General features: G+C 62.1%; 16 protein-coding genes. 1 reads left to right on the forward strand and 15 read right to left on the reverse strand.

Going from position 1 to position 18,040, the window contains the following annotated elements; translation table 11 throughout:
* Nucleotides 1–4 precede the first annotated feature (4 nt).
* Complete coding sequence (locus K0H48_RS25725) at nucleotides 5–919, forward strand: LysR substrate-binding domain-containing protein (protein ID WP_017139426.1); 915 nt, start codon at nucleotides 5–7, stop codon at nucleotides 917–919.
* A 312-nt stretch (nucleotides 920–1,231) separates the two neighbouring features.
* Here K0H48_RS25725 and madM read toward each other — a convergent pair whose 3' ends face one another.
* From madM to K0H48_RS25800, 15 genes are all read right to left on the reverse strand, one after another.
* On the reverse strand, nucleotides 1,232–1,996 hold the full coding sequence (madM, locus tag K0H48_RS25730; RefSeq protein WP_056857769.1) for a malonate transporter subunit MadM: 765 nt from the start codon (nucleotides 1,994–1,996) through the stop codon (nucleotides 1,232–1,234).
* A 5-nt stretch (nucleotides 1,997–2,001) separates the two neighbouring features.
* Nucleotides 2,002–2,394 carry a malonate transporter subunit MadL gene (gene madL, locus K0H48_RS25735; protein WP_099488469.1) on the reverse strand — a complete coding sequence of 131 codons (393 nt, stop codon included), beginning with the start codon at nucleotides 2,392–2,394 and terminating at the stop codon, nucleotides 2,002–2,004.
* 67 nt (nucleotides 2,395–2,461) lie between these two features.
* Entirely contained in the window at nucleotides 2,462–3,361 is a 900-nt protein-coding gene (mdcH, locus tag K0H48_RS25740) for a malonate decarboxylase subunit epsilon (RefSeq protein WP_219269828.1), read from the reverse strand.
* On the reverse strand, nucleotides 3,358–3,954 hold the full coding sequence (locus K0H48_RS25745) for a malonate decarboxylase holo-ACP synthase (protein ID WP_219269830.1): 597 nt from the start codon (nucleotides 3,952–3,954) through the stop codon (nucleotides 3,358–3,360). Before K0H48_RS25745 ends, mdcH begins: the two co-directional genes overlap by 4 nt.
* Complete coding sequence (gene mdcE / locus K0H48_RS25750) at nucleotides 3,948–4,718, reverse strand: biotin-independent malonate decarboxylase subunit gamma (protein ID WP_219269832.1); 771 nt, start codon at nucleotides 4,716–4,718, stop codon at nucleotides 3,948–3,950. The genes K0H48_RS25745 and mdcE overlap by 7 nt, the downstream gene beginning before the upstream one ends.
* Nucleotides 4,715–5,557: a biotin-independent malonate decarboxylase subunit beta gene (locus tag K0H48_RS25755; protein WP_219269834.1), complete on the reverse strand. Its 843-nt coding sequence runs from the start codon at nucleotides 5,555–5,557 to the stop codon at nucleotides 4,715–4,717. The genes mdcE and K0H48_RS25755 overlap by 4 nt, the downstream gene beginning before the upstream one ends.
* Nucleotides 5,550–5,849, reverse strand: a complete 300-nt coding sequence (locus tag K0H48_RS25760) for a malonate decarboxylase subunit delta (RefSeq protein ID WP_017139433.1) — start codon at nucleotides 5,847–5,849, stop codon at nucleotides 5,550–5,552. The genes K0H48_RS25755 and K0H48_RS25760 overlap by 8 nt, the downstream gene beginning before the upstream one ends.
* The gene (locus tag K0H48_RS25765) at nucleotides 5,849–6,682 is read right to left on the reverse strand and encodes a triphosphoribosyl-dephospho-CoA synthase (RefSeq protein ID WP_219269835.1); all 834 of its coding nucleotides are present in this window, start codon (nucleotides 6,680–6,682) and stop codon (nucleotides 5,849–5,851) included. Before K0H48_RS25765 ends, K0H48_RS25760 begins: the two co-directional genes overlap by 1 nt.
* A complete protein-coding gene (gene mdcA, locus K0H48_RS25770; protein ID WP_219269836.1) occupies nucleotides 6,683–8,353 on the reverse strand; it encodes a malonate decarboxylase subunit alpha in 1,671 nt (556 codons plus the stop codon).
* A 277-nt stretch (nucleotides 8,354–8,630) separates the two neighbouring features.
* Nucleotides 8,631–8,861, reverse strand: a complete 231-nt coding sequence (locus K0H48_RS25775) for a DUF6124 family protein (protein ID WP_219269837.1) — start codon at nucleotides 8,859–8,861, stop codon at nucleotides 8,631–8,633.
* A gap of 325 nt (nucleotides 8,862–9,186) precedes the next feature.
* Nucleotides 9,187–9,606: a hypothetical protein gene (locus K0H48_RS25780; RefSeq protein WP_219269838.1), complete on the reverse strand. Its 420-nt coding sequence runs from the start codon at nucleotides 9,604–9,606 to the stop codon at nucleotides 9,187–9,189.
* Complete coding sequence (locus K0H48_RS25785) at nucleotides 9,584–9,967, reverse strand: polymorphic toxin type 44 domain-containing protein (protein WP_186617006.1); 384 nt, start codon at nucleotides 9,965–9,967, stop codon at nucleotides 9,584–9,586. Before K0H48_RS25785 ends, K0H48_RS25780 begins: the two co-directional genes overlap by 23 nt.
* A gap of 561 nt (nucleotides 9,968–10,528) precedes the next feature.
* Nucleotides 10,529–10,984 carry a chemotaxis protein CheW gene (locus K0H48_RS25790; RefSeq protein ID WP_056857706.1) on the reverse strand — a complete coding sequence of 152 codons (456 nt, stop codon included), beginning with the start codon at nucleotides 10,982–10,984 and terminating at the stop codon, nucleotides 10,529–10,531.
* Nucleotides 10,977–16,811, reverse strand: a complete 5,835-nt coding sequence (locus K0H48_RS25795; protein ID WP_219269839.1) for an Hpt domain-containing protein — start codon at nucleotides 16,809–16,811, stop codon at nucleotides 10,977–10,979. Before K0H48_RS25795 ends, K0H48_RS25790 begins: the two co-directional genes overlap by 8 nt.
* 177 nt (nucleotides 16,812–16,988) lie before the next feature.
* Nucleotides 16,989–18,040: methyl-accepting chemotaxis protein (locus tag K0H48_RS25800; RefSeq protein ID WP_219269840.1), on the reverse strand; the 1,052-nt coding region annotated here is incomplete at its 5' end.

The following is an 18,040-nucleotide window of genomic DNA, read 5'->3' on the forward strand; positions in this document are numbered from 1 at the left end:
GGCCATGCTGATCGACGAAGAATTCACCCTCAAGAAGCTGGAAATCTTCCTGGCGTTCATGCGCACCGGCAACCTGGCCCGCGCCGCTGCCGAGCTGCAAACCAGCAACGTCAGCGTGCACCGCGCTATTCACTCGCTGGAAAATGCGCTGCGCTGCCCGTTGTTCAAACACGAAGGGCGCAACCTCACCCCTTTGGAAAGCGCCTATGTGCTGGAAGAACGCGCCCAAAAGCTGGTGGCCGACGTGGTCGACAGCGTACGCCTGACCCGCGAAGCCGCTGGCTTCTCCGCCGAGCGCTTCAAGCTGGGCTCGCTGTATTCGCTGACGGTCAAAACCGTGCCGCAGTTGATCATGGGCCTGAAAATCAGGCGCAGCGAACTCAATATCGACCTGATCCTGGGCTCCAACTTCGACCTGCTCTACAAGCTCAAGAACATGGAGGTGGATGCGATTCTGATCTCCCTCGACGACCACGCCAACGACCCCGACTGCGAACAGATTGCGCTGTTCTCCGACGACATCTTCCTCGCCACACCGGCCGATTCACCCTTCGACCGTGAGCAGCAAATCGACCTGGCGGATGTGCGCGACGCTACTTTCATCACCCTCACTCAAGGCTTCGCCACCCATCAGGACGGCAACCGGGTGTTCAAGCAGGCGGGGTTTGAGCCGAAGGTGGCGATGCAGGTGAACGACATTTTCACGCTGCTGAGCATGGTCAGTTCAGGTGTGGGTTATGCGTTGCTGCCAGGGCGGATTGCAGCGGTGTATGAGAACCGTGTGAAGCTCATACCGCTGCAACCGCGGTATCGGTTGCAGCAGCATATTGGCGTGGTGTTCTTGAAGGCCAAGGAGCGTGATCCAAATTTATTGGCACTGCTGGCAGAGTGTCGGATGTACGCCAACCGTCAAACCTGACACCGATCGTTCCCACGCTCTGCGTGGGAATGCCTCATGTGACGCTCCGCGTCACGCCTTCAAGAGCAGACGCGGAGCGTCCAGGGCTGCGTTCCCACGCGGAGCGTGGGAACGATCAATCCTAACTTGCTGGCGTTGTTGGCAGAGTGTCGGATGTATGCCAATCGCCAAACCTGACACCGATCGTTCCCACGCTCTGCGTGGGAATGCCTCATGTGACGCTCCGCGTCACGCCTTTAAGAGCAGACGCGGAGCGTCCAGGGCTGCGTTCCCACGCGGAGCGTGGGAACGATCCTGACCTCTGTATCGATGCTAACCCACCAACCCGCGCATCAACAAAAACAGCAACGACGGCCCCAGCAGACAGCCCAGCGCCGTATAAAACGCCGCCGTCAGGCAGCCATACGGCACCAGCTTCGGATCAGTCGCTGCCAAGCCACCTGCCACACCGCTCGAAGTGCCCATCAAGCCACCAAAAATCACCGCACTGCGCGGGTTATTCAGCCCGATCAACGGCGCTACAAACGGCGTCATCACCATCACCAGGATGGCCTTGATCAACCCAGCGGCAATCGACAATGCCATGACCTCGGAGCTGGCACCAATCGCCGCGCCCGTCACCGGGCCAACGATGTAGGTTACGGCGCCCGCACCAATGGTGGTGAGGCTTACGGCATCGGTATAACCAAACGCCATCGCCACTCCCACGCCAGCCACGAACGAGGAACCCACGCCGACAAACAGCGCCAGCACGCCCACATAACCGGCGCGCTTGAGTTCATCCACACTCACGCCAAACGCCGTGGCAACAATGGCAAAGTCGCGCAGCATCGCGCCGCCCAGCAAGCCGATGCCCGACAGCAACGGAATATCCACCACGCCCTTGGCGCCGCCGGTAAACGCGCCGCCCACATACGACAGCACCAGCCCGAGCAAAATGGCGATGGCCGAACCGTGCAGGCGGCCTTTGGTGAAGGTGTCGGAGATCCAATAGGACACCCACATGGTCAGGCCGATTACGGCAAAACCACTGATCAGGCCGTAGCCGGTGATCACTTTCATCATGGATTCGTACATGGCGATCACCCGGCTTCTTTGGTAGGAACAGCCGCAACAGGCTCACGGTTGCCGATTCGCACCAGCACCGGCACCAGGGCAAAGCCCAGCACCACCGCGAGCGTGCCAGCCAGAATCGCCATCGGCCCGCCCTTGATCGCGCCGTACACGTTTTGTTGGGCCGCCATCGCTACCACAATCGGGATATACACCGCCGCCCAGAAGCTCACGCCCTGCTCCGACTTGCCGGTAAACAGCCCACGTTTGCTGAGGTAACTGCCCAGGCCGATCAACAGCAACATGGCGATACCCACCCCGCCGACGTTGGCCGGAATCCCCATCCATTTGCCCAGCAACTCACCGATAAACAGGCCGATCAACGTACACAGCGCCAGAAACGCCACACCGTAAATAATCATGGTTGTTGTCCTCAAAGTGCTTCATCGAAATTGTTGTTTTTGTGCTTCGAAAGCCTTGGGTGCTGCTTTATCGGTGGCGGCGCTCCTCCTCTTGCAGCAGGGCCTGCAAGGTGTCCAGGCGTGCGCCTTCATAGGCGATTACGCTGCCTTGCTCGAAGACACGCCGGGACAGGCCGGTGAGTACCGCGCCAGGTGGCAGTTCGATTTGCAGGCGCACACCGCGCTCGTAGGCGCTTTGCACGGTGCCGCGCCAGTCGACGATGCGGCACATGTTGAAGGCCAGGTCGTCGCGCAGTTGCTCGGGGTTGTGGATAGGCCGCGCGCGGGTGCTGCTCAGGTAGGTGATGCGCGGCGCCTTGAGCGTTACAAACGCCTGCGCCAATGCCTCGGCGGGCTCGTTCAGCAGCATGCAATGGGATGGCACGCTCACGGCCAGGCGCTTGGCCACGCCGTTGCCTTTGATGCGTTGCGCGACACGCTGCATGGCTTCGTCACTGCCGGCGATGACGGTCTGGTTGTCGGCGTTGATATTGGCCAGGTACACCGGCGTTTCCGGGCTATGGATTTCAGCCAGCAGCGTTTCAACTGTGGATAACTGCGGGCCGATGATCGCGGTCATGCCGTAGCCTTGTGGATAAGCGTTTTGCATCAGTTCGCCGCGCAGGCTCACCAGCTTTACCGCATCGGCAAACTCCAGCGCACCGGCGATGACGGCGGCCGGGTAGGCGCCGATGGACAGGCCCGCCACGTAATCGGGTGTGTGTTGCAATTGGCGGGCGTGGGCCACGCCGGTGATCAACAGGCAGAGTTGCACGGCGCGTGTGTTGGCCAGGGCTTGGGCTGAATCAAGCTGGCTTACGTCTTCGCCCAATGCATCACTGGCTTCTTCCAGGACCTGAGCAGGCAACGCTTGGAGCATGCCCGCGCGTTGGGCACCCTGCCCCGGAAATACCAGTAGGCTGCTCATGCCACGGCCTGCCAAGGGTCGAGTACCAGGTGCGCGCCGTGGGTGGTTTTAAGCAGCACCCGGCGTGATTTGCCTGCCCACTCACGCAAGGCGACAGCGCCAAACGGGGTTTGCAGTTGCAGGTCGACGGCGCATTCCGCCGAGTCCAACAATGCCAGCAGATCGCGTGCGGCGTTGCGCTCAAGTGGCCCGGGTGTGCGCAGCATCAAATCCAGATCGCTCTTGGCGTGCAGTGCTTCAATGCCGCTGGCCAGCTCGAAACCTGCACTGCCGGTGACGCCCCAGTCTTGCTGCGCGAGTACCGGGCGCAGTTGATCGAGCGCGCGTAACGCCGGTAAATCCCGTGGTGAAACCGCGCTGCGCAAATCTTGCGGCACCACACGTCGTTGCACGGCCACGAGCGGCATCACCGTCGCAAACCGCTGTTCACGCAAGCGCCCGCGTACGCCGACAGTCACGTAACCCGGCTCGGCCAGGGCGCGACGCACCACCACCGGATGGCCGGCGCCGATCGCGTCGCGTACCCAGGCTGGCGCGTCAGCGGGCAGATGCGCCGGGGTCATGCCCCAGAGCAAGTCGTGAGCGTTCACCATTGCTCCCGCAGCAGTTGGCGTACATGGCTTGAGGCAGCGCGATTGCTCGCACCCAGGCGCCCTTTCAGATCCGGGCTGTGGATATCTTGAATGGCGTGCAACAGGCAGTCGCTGACCTGCGCCACATCGTCCGCCGTAGGCTGCTCAATCTGGCTGACCTCCAGGGTTTTCCAGAGCAAACCGAGGCTGGCATAGCTGTCGATGTCATAGGCCATGGGGGGCACGCTGGCGGCCAAGGCCTCGAGTTCTTCCACACTGCGCAAGGTCACCCGCGCTGCCGAGGCCTTGCCCATGGCGTGCACCATCACGCCAGGGTCACGCAGGGCGATCATGCGGTTGGCCTGATAGCCGTGAGCGAGAAACGCACCGGACATGGCTTTGCCCACCAGCAGCGCAATCACCGGGTGCCCGGCCAAGCGAGCGCGGGCATAGCTGTCGGCGGCGGCCGCCAGTGCTTGATGGATGCCGAGGGCTTCTTCGCGACGGCCATAGGCCTGGCTCGGCACATCGACGATAGCGATGATCGGGCGTTTGTCGCCCTTCTCGATGGCTTCGTCGACAGCCTTGGCAAGGCCCCAGCCCTCCAGTAAACCGACTTCGCCGTTGCGCGCACGCGGGAAACGATTTTGCGCGTCGGTGACCACGGCAATAAAGCGCACGGCCTGTTCCCCCACTACGCCGTCTGCAACCTTCAATGAGTCGGCCAACCCTTCGACAGGCGTTGCACCGGTGCTCAATGCGTTGAACCACTGCAAGCCTCTCATGGGCGTTCTCCTTGATACAGGTCGCGCACCGTCGCGGGGTCTATTTGCGGCGTTGCGTCCAGTTCAGTGAGGCGCGCCAGGTAGAAATCGATCTGACGGCTGCGCTGCTGCTCGGGCAAACCCTGTTGCAGCAAGGTGCTGACGGTCTGCTGGATCTGCGCCACATCGTCCGCCACATAACGGTCAGCCAAGCCGCTGTTAAAACGCTGCTCGCCGCCGGTAAGGCTCCAGATAAACGGCCGGTCGCGGGAGTCGTACTCTTCCAGGCCCGCTTCCTGCTCGATCACTTGCGGGCCGTTAAGGCCCAGGCGTGCTTCGCGGGTGACCACCAGGTAACTGCACAACCCGGCGGCGATGGACATGCCACCAAAACAACCAACGCTGCCCGCCACCACGCCGACGACCGGCTGGTACTGGCGCAGGTCGACAATCGCTGCGTGGATATCGGCAATCGCCGCCAAACCGAGGTTGGCTTCCTGCAAGCGTACGCCGCCAGTTTCCAGCAGCAGCACGGCGCGGGTCGGAACACCTTTGCGGTTGTCTTCAGCCGCCAGTTCGAGGGCACCGGCGATTTTTGCGCCGCCCACTTCGCCGAGGCTGCCGCCCTGGAAGTTGCCTTCAATGGCAGCAACCACCACCGGCAACCCGGCGATGTTGCCCTTGGCGATCACCACACCGTCATCCGCTTGCGGCACCACGCCTTGGCGGCTGAGCCACGGCGACATCACGCGCTGGAACGGGTCGATCAGTTCGCGATAAGTGCCGCTGTCCAGCAACGCCTTGGCCCGCTGACGCGCACCGAGTTCGACAAAGCTGTGCTTATTGAGCAAGTCAGTCATGGCCGATCTCCTCGAAACCCTGTTCCAGGCGCAATCGCACCACGCCGGGGGTGGCGCCGAAATCGTGGATATCAATCTTCAAGGCCGGTGGCGTCTGCTCCTGGAAGATCCGTTCGAACAGGTGCTGCCAGCGTTGCTCGGCGCCATTCACCGAGGTCTGCACCTGAATGGTCAGCGTGCCGGGCGTGCCCGGTTCCAGCAGCACTTCCAGGTCGCCGGAGCCGACGCAACCCACCAGCGCACGGCCTTTGGGCGGCTGCCCGGCGGGGAATTCAAAGGATAAGGTTTCCATCACAACGCTCCGTCGAGGCGGTCGATAAACAGGCAGGCGGCCAACAGGTCGGCGGCGCCGCCGGGGGAGGCATTCAGGGCCAGGAGTTGCTGGTCGAGGTCGTGCAGTTGGCGGCGCCCGGCGAGGCTTGCGCTGCCGCCAGCGTCCAGCACCGCCCGGGCGCCGCGCTGCATGGCAAGCAGGCCTTCGGTGCCGGCGCGGTAGAGCACGCAGGTGTCGGCCAGGTCGGTCATGATTGCGAGCAAGGCATCCAGGCGCGCATTCTGTTCACCGGCGTTTTGCCGGCGGCTTTTGTGCAGTTGCGGCAGGCCGCGTTGCACCACGGACGGGAAGCCCAATTGCGCTTCTTCACGGGCACCGCGTGCGCCGTAGCGCTGCGCGACTTGCGCACCGTGGCTCATGGGCTGCGGGGCGTAGCGGTCGTTGAGCAAGGCCAGTTTGGCCGCAGTCAGTGTGATCGCGCGTGGTGCCAGAGCCGCTGCGGCAGTGAGCAAACCCAGTGCCCAGATCGCGCCGCGATGGGTGTTCACGCCGTTAGTGGTGGCGAGCATGGCTTGCTCACCTTCGCGACCAATACGCCCAAGGGCTTCGCGCAAGGGCAATCCCACTTCACCGAACTCAAGCGCCGCCTCGGCCATTTCCTTGAACATCGGCCACAACGACAGCGCCGAGGCGTGCATCAGGCCCAGGTGTAAATCGCTATGGGCGCCATTGCCGCGACGGTCTACCAATGCGGGTTTGGGCGACAGGTCAGCCTCATCAATCAAGGCATCCACAGCCATATCCGCCAGGCGATCGGCGAGGCTCAGTTCATGCAGTTTGAGGGCGCGCATTTACCAGCTCCTGAACTTGGCGGGCGGGTTGTACAAGCCACCGGACCAGTCCACCAGGTCGGCCACGCTTTTGGCGGCCAACAGCTCGCGGGTGGCGTCGGTGCGGCGGATGCCGAGGTCTTCGGGCAAGGCGATCAAACCTTCGCGGCGCATGCGCGCAGTGTCCTTGGGGTTGTGGCGCAGGCCGATGGCGGTGACGCCTGCAACGGCGGCGATCATCGCTTGGCGCTCTTCCAGCGAGCGCGCCTTGTACAGATAGGCGATGCCTTCTTCGGTGAGCAGGTGAGTGACGTCGTCACCGTAGATCATGATCGGCGCCAGCGGCATGCCGCTTTTGCGCCCGACTTCGACGGCGTCCAGGGTTTCGACGAAGGTCGGTTTGCCGCCTTCCTGGAAGGTCTCGACCATTTGCACCACGAGCTTTTTGCCGCGCTCCAGCAAGGCCTCCGGCGCGTCGTCGTGGCGCATGTCGAGCCAGGCTGGCGTGCCGTGGCGGCGGCCGCGTGGGTCGTGGCCCATGTTCGGCGCGCCGCCGAAACCGGCGAGACGGCCACGGGTCACGGTGCTGGAATGTCCATCACCATCCACTTGCAAGGTGGCGCCGATAAACAGGTCCACCGCGTATTGGCCAGCGAGTTGGCAGAACATCCGGTTGGAGCGCATCGAGCCGTCGCGGCCGGTAAAGAACACATCCGGGCGTGCGGCGATGTAGTTCTCCATGCCCAGTTCGGTGCCGAAGCAATGCACGCTTTCCACCCAGCCGCTTTCGATCGCGGGGATCAGGGTTGGGTGCGGGTTGAGGGTCCAGTTGCGGCAGATTTTGCCCTTGAGACCCAGGGACTCGCCGTAGGTCGGCAGGATCAACTCAATGGCGGCAGTGTTGAAACCGATGCCGTGGTTGAGCGACTGCACATTGTGTTTTTCGTAGATGCCACGGATCGCCATCATCGCCATCAGCACGTGCACCGGCTTGATATGACGCGGGTCGCGGGTAAACAGCGGCTCGATGTAGAACGGCTTGTCGGCCACCACCACAAAATCCACCCAACTGGCCGGGATGTCGACGCGGGGCAAATCCGTGACGTCATCCACCAACTGGTTGACCTGCACGATCACGATGCCATCGCTGAAGGCGGCGGGCTCGATCAGCGCCGGCGTGTCTTCGGTACTGGCGCCAGTGTAGATATTACCGGCGCGGTCAGCCATGAAACCGGCCGAAAGCACCACGTTGGGGATCAAGTCCACCACCAGCCGTGCGTAGAGTTCGATGTAGGTGTGGATCGCGCCGATTTCCAGCAGGCCGTCTTCGAGCAACTGGCTGATGCGCAGGGATTGGGTGCCGGCAAAGGAGAAATCCAGCTTGCGCGCGATGCCCTTTTCAAACAGGTCCAGGTGCTCGGAACGGCCGACACTGGGCATGATCATATGCAAATCGTGGAGTTTGGCCGGGTCGGCCTTGGCCAGTGAGCGCGAGAGAAAATCGGCTTGTTTCTGGTTATTGCCCTCCAGCACCACGCGGTCGCCGGGCAGGATCAGCGCTTCCAGCGCCTCAACGATTTTGTCACTGGGCAACACCGCCCCGTCTGCGTATTGCTTGACCAGCCCGAGGCGCCGCCGCTTCTCGTCGCGCCGCCGCGTCCAGCGCGAATCGGGGGTGATGGTTGTTGTCATGGTCGCTCCACGGGGTTTGCTGTCGTGGGCTGTACCTTAGGAGTGAATGTGGAGGGCATCAATCAAGCCCGGCGGTGGATCGTTACGGCTGGAGTAACGGACCATCAGCAAATGCTGGATTCAGGCCAAATGAAAATCAAATGGTGGGAGCTGGCTTGCCTGCGATGGCGGTGGGTCAGCTGTGAATAGGTCAACTGACAGTCCGCTATCGCAGGCAAGCCAGCTCCCACATTTGTTCGGTAGTGCTTGTTACATAGCGGTCCCTTTTTGGGAACGCTTAGGCAGGGCTGACTTGTTCCAGTGCTCTATCGACCAACAGCTGACTCAGCTCTGCCATTTGCTGAATCGCCAACATGCTCGCGCGCTGGGCGGGGTCCAGGTCGAAGGCCAAGTTGCAGGTCAGTGCGTTGAGGGAGCACAGGGTTTCGCTGGCGTTGGCCAGTAGAGCTTCGGTGTTTTGATCGGGGTTTACGGTGAAGAGGGGCGGATTAGGGGTAGGTTTGATCATGATGAAGCTCCTAAACAGTTAGTAAGGAGCGCCACCGTTCGCTTGCACGCGAATGAGGGTGGCGACCGTGCGCAGGTGTGCAAGACCGGGCCTGTTTAGGACACCCAGCAGGTCCGAAGACCTCCTGCGCGCAGCCGCCATAAAGCAGCGAGCACAAAAAACGCCCGTGGTTGGCTGGGCGTTTGTACGCCTAAACAGTTTCGTCGGACTTGCACGTCCGTGTCACCGTTTTTCGATGACGGGACGAAGACTAGCCGCCATGACTACCCACAACAAGTTCATGCACAGCCCGAAATCTTGCAGGAAAATTCCGAAGGCTGCCTCCTCAAAGCGCCATCACCACCTTGACCGACCCCAAGCCTTCCAGGGCAAAGCTGTGGTACTCGTAGACCTCTCCTTGAATATGAAGAAGTAGAGCGCTTCCCTCATCACTCACCTGAACATCAGGTTTCTTTGTTTTCAGAAAAGGATGAGCAGACACCAATGCAGCGAGTATTTCCTTATCACTCCCCAAATCCTCATGGACGAAGTACCTATAGGAAAAACCCACCGTCGCTCCACCCTGACCGTCTCGAGCACCATAGATGGAGGTACCGTTGCCCAAGGAATGCTTCAACACCACTTCATCCAGATCCGGTGTTCCGGCAGACATGATCCAACTGGCGCCGATATAGAGAAGGCAGACGATGAGCAGGCAATTGCGCAGTAACGGTCCGAGGCGTTTAGTGGCCTTGGGAAATTGCATATTCAATCCCTCTTCTTATCCAATATTGGTCCCGTGGATCATCACCAAAAGGCTCACCGCCCCACCATGTACCGAAATCCGGGAGTGTCGTTTTTGCAACGGTTTGCGCCACGCCGGCAGCCCGCAGCAACACATGCTCGGGAATGCCCAACACCGTACCCGTAGCACCGTAATTGAAGTTACCAAACGCTTCGTACTCGCTCCCTCTCTTCTTGTAGTTCCAAGGTCCGGCTGCCCGAACCTGAGAGTAAAACCAGGAGTAGGCGAATGCCGAGCCGGGTTTTAGGTGGGTGCGTTTACATCGAGAAATCGCCATGTTTTCAAAAATTGAAACACCCGGCGGCATTAGCGGAACAGCCATTTGCGGATCCTTGCTGGCAGTGAGGAGCTCAGAAACTAGCCACTCCCCTCAGGCCTGAAAACCCGCTTAATCCAAATGCAGAACTGACCTACAGCAACTCCATCCCATTCCGACATGTGAGCGGTCAATCCGCATCATTAGCAGATCCGAAACGGCGAAAAGGGTACGGTCATCAAAAACAATTTTTAGTCACGAAAACCCTAACGCTCGACTAAATTTGATAACAAATCCGCTGTACGCGCCGAAAACGATAAAAAGCATAAGAGGCGATTGAGCGATTTGTGCGATTGAACACAATTCATTGTGGGAGCTGGCTTGCCTGCGATGGCGGCGGGCCTGCTGTTGATGCAGTGGCTGACAAGCCGCTATCGCAGGCAAGCCAGCTCCCACATTGGAACTTCACAAGGCTTGGGTTTTTGATCGTTCCCACGCTCTGCGTGGGAATGCCGCCTGGGACGCTCCGCGTCCCGCCAGGCAGTGCAAGGCTCAAGACCAGCGCAAGGGTGACGCGGAGCGTCACAGGATGCATTCCCACGCGGAGCGTGGGAACGATCATCGCGGTCACGCCAGGCCGGACTCGACCAACAGCGCTTCAAGCCCCATCAAATCCGGCACCTTCGCCACGTGTTCGCCCACCTGCACCGCCGCCAGCTCCAACGGGCACAGTGGCACGTCTACGTAGCTCAGTTCGCTGTCGAGCTTGTACGAGCGGGGAATGCCCTGGATCACCAGCGCAATAAACTTCAACGTCGGCCGCCCGCCCAGTGCGTTCAGCACCACGATGCGCGAGCGCTCGGCGGTCAGGATTGCTTCGCCGCACACCGCTTCGAAGCTGATCAGGGGTATTTGCCGGTCGCGCCAGGTCACTTGCCGCAGGTACCACGGCGGCGCATCGCTGGCCGGTTCGCCGCGCTGGAAGTCGATCAGTTCGGCGATCGCGACATTGGGCAGCACCAAGTGGCGGTCGGCCAAGGGCAACAACAGGCCTGTGAGTTGGCTGGTGCGGTGGTCAAGCATGGGACTTGCTCCAGTAGGCGATGCTTTCCAGCAGCACCGACTCCTGGTACGGCTTGCCGAGGTAGTCGTTGACGCCGATGGCCATGGCGCGGTCGCGGTGTTTCTGGCCGGTGCGCGAGGTGATCATGATGATCGGCAGGCGCATCAGGCGCGGGTCGTTGCGCACCTGGATCGCCACTTCGAAGCCGTCCATGCGCGGCATTTCGATGTCGAGCAGCATCAGGTCCGGGGTGTGTTCTTCGAGTACGGCGATGGCGTCGATGCCGTCTTTGGCGGTGAGCACGTTCATGCCGTTGCGCTCCAACAGGCGGCTGGTGACTTTGCGCACGGTGACCGAATCGTCCACCACCAGCACCAGCAGCGGGCGTTTTTTCAGTGGGTCGTTGAGGACCAGCGGCGCATCGACCGCCTGGGCCGGCAAGGCCGGTTGGCGGGCGCGAATATGCGCGAGCAAATCGATGATCAGCACCACGCGGCCATCACCCAGGATGGTCGCGCCGGACAAACCCTGCACGCCGGCAAACTGCGGCCCCAGGCCCTTCACCACAATCTCCCGCGTACCCGCCATGGCATCCACATGCACCGCCACACGCCTCTCGTTGTATTGCACCAGCAGCACCGGCACGGGCTGGTATTGGCCGAGCAATTTGGGGCGGCTGACGGTATGCAGCAGGTCGCCCAGGTAGAACAACTCATAACGCTGGCCGCCATATTCATAACGCGGCGGGTCTTGCTGATAGTGCCCGGCCAGCTCGTGGGGCAGCACACGCACCAGGCCTTCAATGGTGTTGAGCGGGATCGCATACTGATCGTCCGCGCACTGCACCATCAGCGCCCGGTTGACCGACACGGTAAACGGCAGGCGAATGCGAAAGTGCACGCCCGCGCCGGGCGTGGAGTCAATCACCATTGAGCCGCCAAGCTGGCGCACTTCTTCGTGCACCACGTCCATGCCCACGCCGCGCCCGGAAATCTGCGTGATCTTTTCCGCCGTCGAGAAGCCTGGCTGCAGGATGAACTGCAACACGTCGCGGTCGCTGATCTCTTGATGTGGGGCGAGCAGGCCGCGCTTGATCGCCTTGCGCCGCACCGCGTCCAGCGGCACGCCGGCGCCGTCGTCACGCATGTCGAAGACGATATCGCCGCCTTCGTGGGTCAGGTCCAAGGTGATACGCCCCTTCTCCGGTTTGCCCGCCAGCACACGGGCTTCGCGGGATTCCAGGCCATGGTCGACGGCGTTGCGCAGCATGTGTTCCAGCGGCGCGACCATGCGTTCCAGCACGTTGCGGTCCATCTCGCCTTCGGCATTGCCGACCACGAATTCCACGTCCTTGCCCAACTCCTCTGCCACCTGCCGCACGATGCGTTTGAGGCGCGGCAGCATGCGTTCAAACGGCACCATGCGCGTGCGCATCAGGCCTTCTTGCAACTCGGTGTTGATGCGCGCCTGTTGCTGCAACAGGTTGTGGGCATCCTGGTTGCGACGGTCGAGGGTTTCCTTGAGGTCCAGCAGGTCGGAAGCGGACTCGGACAGCGCACGGGACAGTTGCTGCAACTGCGAATGGCGGTCCATTTCCAGCGGGTCAAATTCTTCATAGCCCAGGCGCTCGGCCTCGGCTTGCTGGCGGCTGAGGATACGGCCCTGGGTTTCGGTGTCGAGGCGGCGCAATTGGTCGCGCATGCGCTCGATGGTGGTTTCGACCTCGTTGAGGGCGGTGCGCGCATCGTTGACCTGCTGCTCGATACGCCCCCGGAAGATCGAGGTTTCACCGGCCAGGTTGACCAGGTCATCGAGCAAGTCGGCGGAGATTTTCACCATGTCCGCAGCCGGGTCGATAGCCGCTTCGGCCTTGCCGGCGGGCAGTGCAACCGGCGCCAGCGCCTCAACACTGGGGTGTACCAGGCTCTTGATCCGCTCGATCAGCTTGTCGACCGAGCCCACCGGTAAACCGTCCGTTACTGCGTCGATCATCTGCGCCAAGCGGTCGTGGCAACCTTGCAGCAGCGAAAACAGCTCCGGCGACGGTGCAAGCAAACCAGCGGACAGCCCTTCGTAGAGAAACTCCAGCTCATGGGCCAGATCGCCAATCGGCCCGATCTCGACCATGCGCGCGCCGCCCTTGAGGGTGTGCAGGTCGCGCAGCAGGGTTTCCACTTCCTGACGGTTGTTCGGCTCGGCTTGCCAACGCACCAGTGCGCTGCCGGAGCTGTCGAGAATGTCGGCAGCTTCTTCGAGGAAAATTTCCAGCAACTCGGGGTCGGCTGTCGCCACTTCGGGTGCTGTGGCCGCGGCCGTGGGCGTGCTGCTGTGGCGCAACTCGCGCAGTTGCGCGACCAAGTCGCTGGAGTCGCTCAAGGGTTGCTGGTCTTGCAGTTGATCCAGCTGCAAGGCCAGCCGCTCGTGGCTGGCCATCAACACTTGGGACAATTCGGTGGAGTAACTATAACGGCGGTCCACCAAGCCTTCGTAGAGGCCTTCCAACTCATGGGCCAAGTCGCCAATCGGGCCGATTTCGGCCATGCGCGCGCCACCCTTGAGGGTGTGCAAGTCTCGCTGCAATGAAGACAACGGCGCGGCGCTGTCGGGCTCCAGCAGCCAACGCTTGAGCGACTGCCCGGCGCTGTCGAGGATGTCTACGGCTTCTTCGAGGAAGATCTCGACGATCTCATCGTCCATCGCCGTGTCCTGACTCAATTGCGCCGTGGCCGCGCCCAGTTCAGCAATGCTGAGGGCACGGCTGCCATCGCTTTTGATCAGGCCGGTGGCCGACGGGTCGAGGGCTTCATCGAGCAATTCGCGCAGCGCCTGCACCCGCGTCGGCGCCGGGCTGATTTCCTGCCCCGCTGCCAACTGGTCAAGCATGTTGATCAACGCGTCATGGGCCTGTTCGGCCTCGTGGAAAAACTTCTCGCTGACCGCCAGGCTGCTCTCTTCCACCGCCCCGTAGAGGTCAAGCAAGGCTTCGCAGAGTTCGTCGATGCTGTGCAGGTCGGCGATATGTGCGCCCTCGCCCAAGGTGGTCAACTCGTCCAGCAGTGCGGTGAGTTCCTGACGTTCGCCGGGGTGCTGCTGCCAGCGGCGCAACAGGCTTTCGGCGTCGAGCAGGATGTCCATGCCTTGGGCCAGGAAATTGGCGATCAACTGCGGGTCGCGCTTGATGCGCAGGCCCGTGTTCGGCGCATCGAGCAGGGCTTGCAGTTGTTGTTCGAGCAGGCTTTGGGTGCGGCTGATCAGGTCCGGCGCGCCTTTGATCGGCACCAGCGGGTCGCTGTGCAGTTGGTGCAGGCCGCGCTGGAACAAGCCTTCGGCTTCCAGCAGCAGCTCCACTTCGTCCAGGTCCAGCGGCAGGCGGTGGGCCTTGTACTCGCGAGTCAGGTGATCCAGCGGCCGCGCCAGTTCGGCAATCGGCAGTACACCGGCCATGTAGGCACTGCCTTTGAGGGTGTGCAGGGCGCGTTGCAGCTCATCGCTGACTTGCAGCGGCACATGCTCGGCGGCCTGTTGCAGGAAGTGGTTGATGCTCTCCAGATGGCTCTGGGCTTCGTTGCGGAAGATCTCCAGCAGCATCGGGTCGTGGGGCTCGGCTGTTGCAGTGCCACTGGTCTCTGTTGCACTGCCACTGGCTAGGGCATGGGCACGGGCGGCCAGGGCGTCGACTTCATCGCGCTGGTGTTGGTCGTCGGTGGCAAAGTCGGCGATCAATTCGGGCAGCAACGCTACCGCTTCGTCCAGCACGTGTTGCACGTCCGGGCCGAGGGCCACGCTGCGTTCAAGCACGCGATTGAGCAGGTTTTCCACGGCCCAGGCCAGCTCGGCCAACACCAGCGCGCGGACCATACGGCCGCTGCCTTTGAGCGTGTGGAAAGCCCGGCGCATTTCGCCCTGGGCGGTTTTGTCGGCGCTGTTGGGCAGGTGGCGGTGCAGCACGTCGAGGACTTCGTCGGTCTCTTCGAGGAAGACTTCGCGCAGCTCATCGTCGATGGGTTCTTCATCGGCCGGCGGCGGCAGGAGGCTACCGGGACGGTGCAGCGCCGGTGGGTTCAGGCGCGTGATCGGGCTGGCCAAGGCATCGAACTGGGATTGGCTCGGCGTGCTTTCGGCCGACAATGCGCCATCCGGCGCAACCAGCGCCTGACGCCAGGGTTTCTCGGCGGGCAGGTAACCCAGCGCGGCCAAACCTTGGGTTGCCAGTTCCAGCACGCGCTCACCCGCGGCATCGGGGTCTTGGAGCATGCGCTCCAGGTAATACTCAAGACTGCTGATTACCTCGGCAAAATGCGCCAACTGCGCCTGGGTCGGCGGCGCGTCGTTGACCATCAGCTGTTCGTCGACGTAGTCGGTGCAACCCCGCATCAGGCTCGCTGCGCGTGGCAGTGGAATCATCGCTAAGGCGCCGCGCACCTGGCTGAGCAGCTCCGGCAGGGACTCCAGGCGTTGACGGTCCCAGTCGGCTTCGATGCAGTCAATCACCAGCTCTTTGGCTTGGCGCAAGCACTGGCAGGACTCGCGAATCACCAGCTGATGAATCTGCGTCAGGTCGGTGGTGGGCAGGCGGCTTTCTTCGCGGCTTTCCGGTTCGACGGTGCCGACCATGCCCGCCAGCGTGGCCTCGACGTAGAGCAAGGCGCCGGCGACGTCCATCAACACCGCGTCATTGGGTTCGCGGTGACCTTGCACCAGGCTCAACACCACGGCGAGCTGGTCGATGATCACCTTGCGCGGCTGGCCGAAGCCCAGCACGGCCAAGGTATCGGCGATCTGCCGCAATGGCGCCAGCAGCGCATCCAGGTCGTCGGTGTGTTGGCGGTCGCTGCGCACGAACAAGTCGAGGCGCTCCTTGACCCGCACCAACTCCTCACACAATGCGCCGAGTACCGAGCCCATGGCATTGCGGTCCGGCCCGGCCAGGCGCGCACGTTCAGCGTCGACCACGGCACTGTCGGGCAAGGCCTCATCCAGGCCGTAGCGCTCCTTGAGACTTTGCATGCGCGGCGTTGGCCGGGTGACCTTGGCCACATAAAACAGCAGGCTCTTGAGCAATTCGTCGGGCGCAGGCTGGTTGATACCGCCGATGCCCTGGGCCAGCAAACGCTTGAGTTGCTTGGCGCTGGCCTTGAGCAGGCTGCGCAGCGCCGGGCTGTTGGCGATCACGCCAGTGAGCATGCCTTCGACCAGCGCCGAGGTGACTTGCCACAACGGCAACAGCGGCGCGCCTTGGCACAGCGCTTCGAGGCGCGCGAACACCCGCGCCATGTCTTCCAGGTTGCTCGGGCCATGGTCTTCACGCAGCAGACCAGCCAAGGCTTGTTGCAGCAGTTGGTGCCACTGGCGCAATTGCTCGTGCAGTTCTGGCACGGCACGTTGGGCCAGGGCTTCGTCGGGCAGCGGTGCGATCGACAAGAGCTGTGGGCTGAACAGGCTGGTTTCCGACAACAGGCTTTCGCCGCGCGCGCTGCGCAGGTCGTTGAGCAGCGGCAACACCACCAGCGGCAGATCGCGGCGGGCGCTGTGTACGCGGTCCAGGTACAAGGGCAATTGGCTGAGGGCCTGTTGCAGCAGGCGGATGCTTTCATCGCGCTGGCCGACGCGCTCGGCTTGCAGGGCCAGGGTCAGTTCTTCGATCTCTTCGGCGAGCAGGGCTGCGCCGTAGAACTCGACCATTTGCAGCGCGCCATGCACTTGGTGGATGGCGGCCAGGCACTCGGCGATGGCGTCGCTGTCGTGGGTGTCGACAAACGCATCCAGCGCCGAACGGGCCTGTTTCAGGGTTTCGGCAATGTCGCCCTTGACCCATTCGAGGGCCACGTAGTCGTGCCGATCAACCATAACTGCTCCGCTTAGAATTTATGAGTTGCTGGTGTTGCCAAGAACAATGGAGATCACCTGTGGGAGCTGGCTTGCCTGCGATGGCGGACTGTCAGTTGATACCTGTGCAACTGACCCACCGCTATCGCAGGCAAGCCAGCTCCCACATTAGGACAGTGGTGTTTTCCAGAGAGCATTTCAATCTTCGACCTTTTTAGGCGGTGGCAGGGTGAAACCCGACACCGACCGGCGCAACTGGCTGGCCATTTTTGCCAGGTTGCCGATGCTTTCCGCCGTAGCGGTCGAGCCCGACGACGTCTGTGTGGTGATCTGCTGAATCACGTTCATCGTCAGCGAAATCTGTCCCGCCGACGAGGTCTGTTGCTGTGCCGCATTCGAGATGCTCTGAATCAACGCCGCCAGGGTTTTCGACACGCCTTCGATCTCTTCCAGCGCCACGCCCGCGTCCTGGGCCAGCCGCGCGCCGCGCACCACTTCGGTGGTGGTTTGCTCCATGGAGATAACCGCTTCGTTGGTGTCGGCTTGAATCGCCCGCACCAGGGTTTCGATTTGTCGGGTGGCGGCGGATGAGCGCTCGGCCAGCCTTTGCACCTCATCGGCCACCACCGCAAAACCGCGCCCGGCGTCACCGGCCATGCTCGCCTGGATGGCGGCGTTGAGGGCGAGGATGTTGGTCTGGTCGGCAATGTCGTCGATCAGGCTGACGATGTCGCCAATCTCCTGGGAAGACTCGCCCAGGCGTTTGATGCGCTTGGCGGTGTCCTGGATCTGCTCGCGGATGTTGTCCATGCCATGGATGGTGTTGTGCACCACCTCGTTGCCTTTATTGGCGATTTCCACCGAGCGCTCTGCTACAGCCGAAGATTCGGCGGCGTTGGCCGACACTTGATCGATGGATTGCGCCATCTGATTGATCGCCGTGGAGGCTTCAGCGATCTGCTGGGCTTGGTGCTCCGAAGCCTGGGCCAAATGCATGGCGGTAGCCTGGGTGTCCTGCACCGCGCCGGCGACTTGCCCGGCAGTGAGGTTGATGGTGGCGACCAGATCGCGCAGCTGGTCCACGGAGTAGTTGATGGAATCGGCGATGGTGCCGGTGAAGTCTTCGGTGACCGAGGCGGTCACGGTGAGGTCGCCGTCGGCCAGGTCTTCGATTTCATCGAGCAGGCGCATGATCGCGTTCTGATTGCGCTCGTTCTTCTCGGCGGTTTCATGCAATTGGCGGTTGGTTT

The sequence above is a fragment of the Pseudomonas sp. Xaverov 259 genome (assembly GCF_019352915.1).
Lineage (GTDB): Bacteria > Pseudomonadota > Gammaproteobacteria > Pseudomonadales > Pseudomonadaceae > Aquipseudomonas.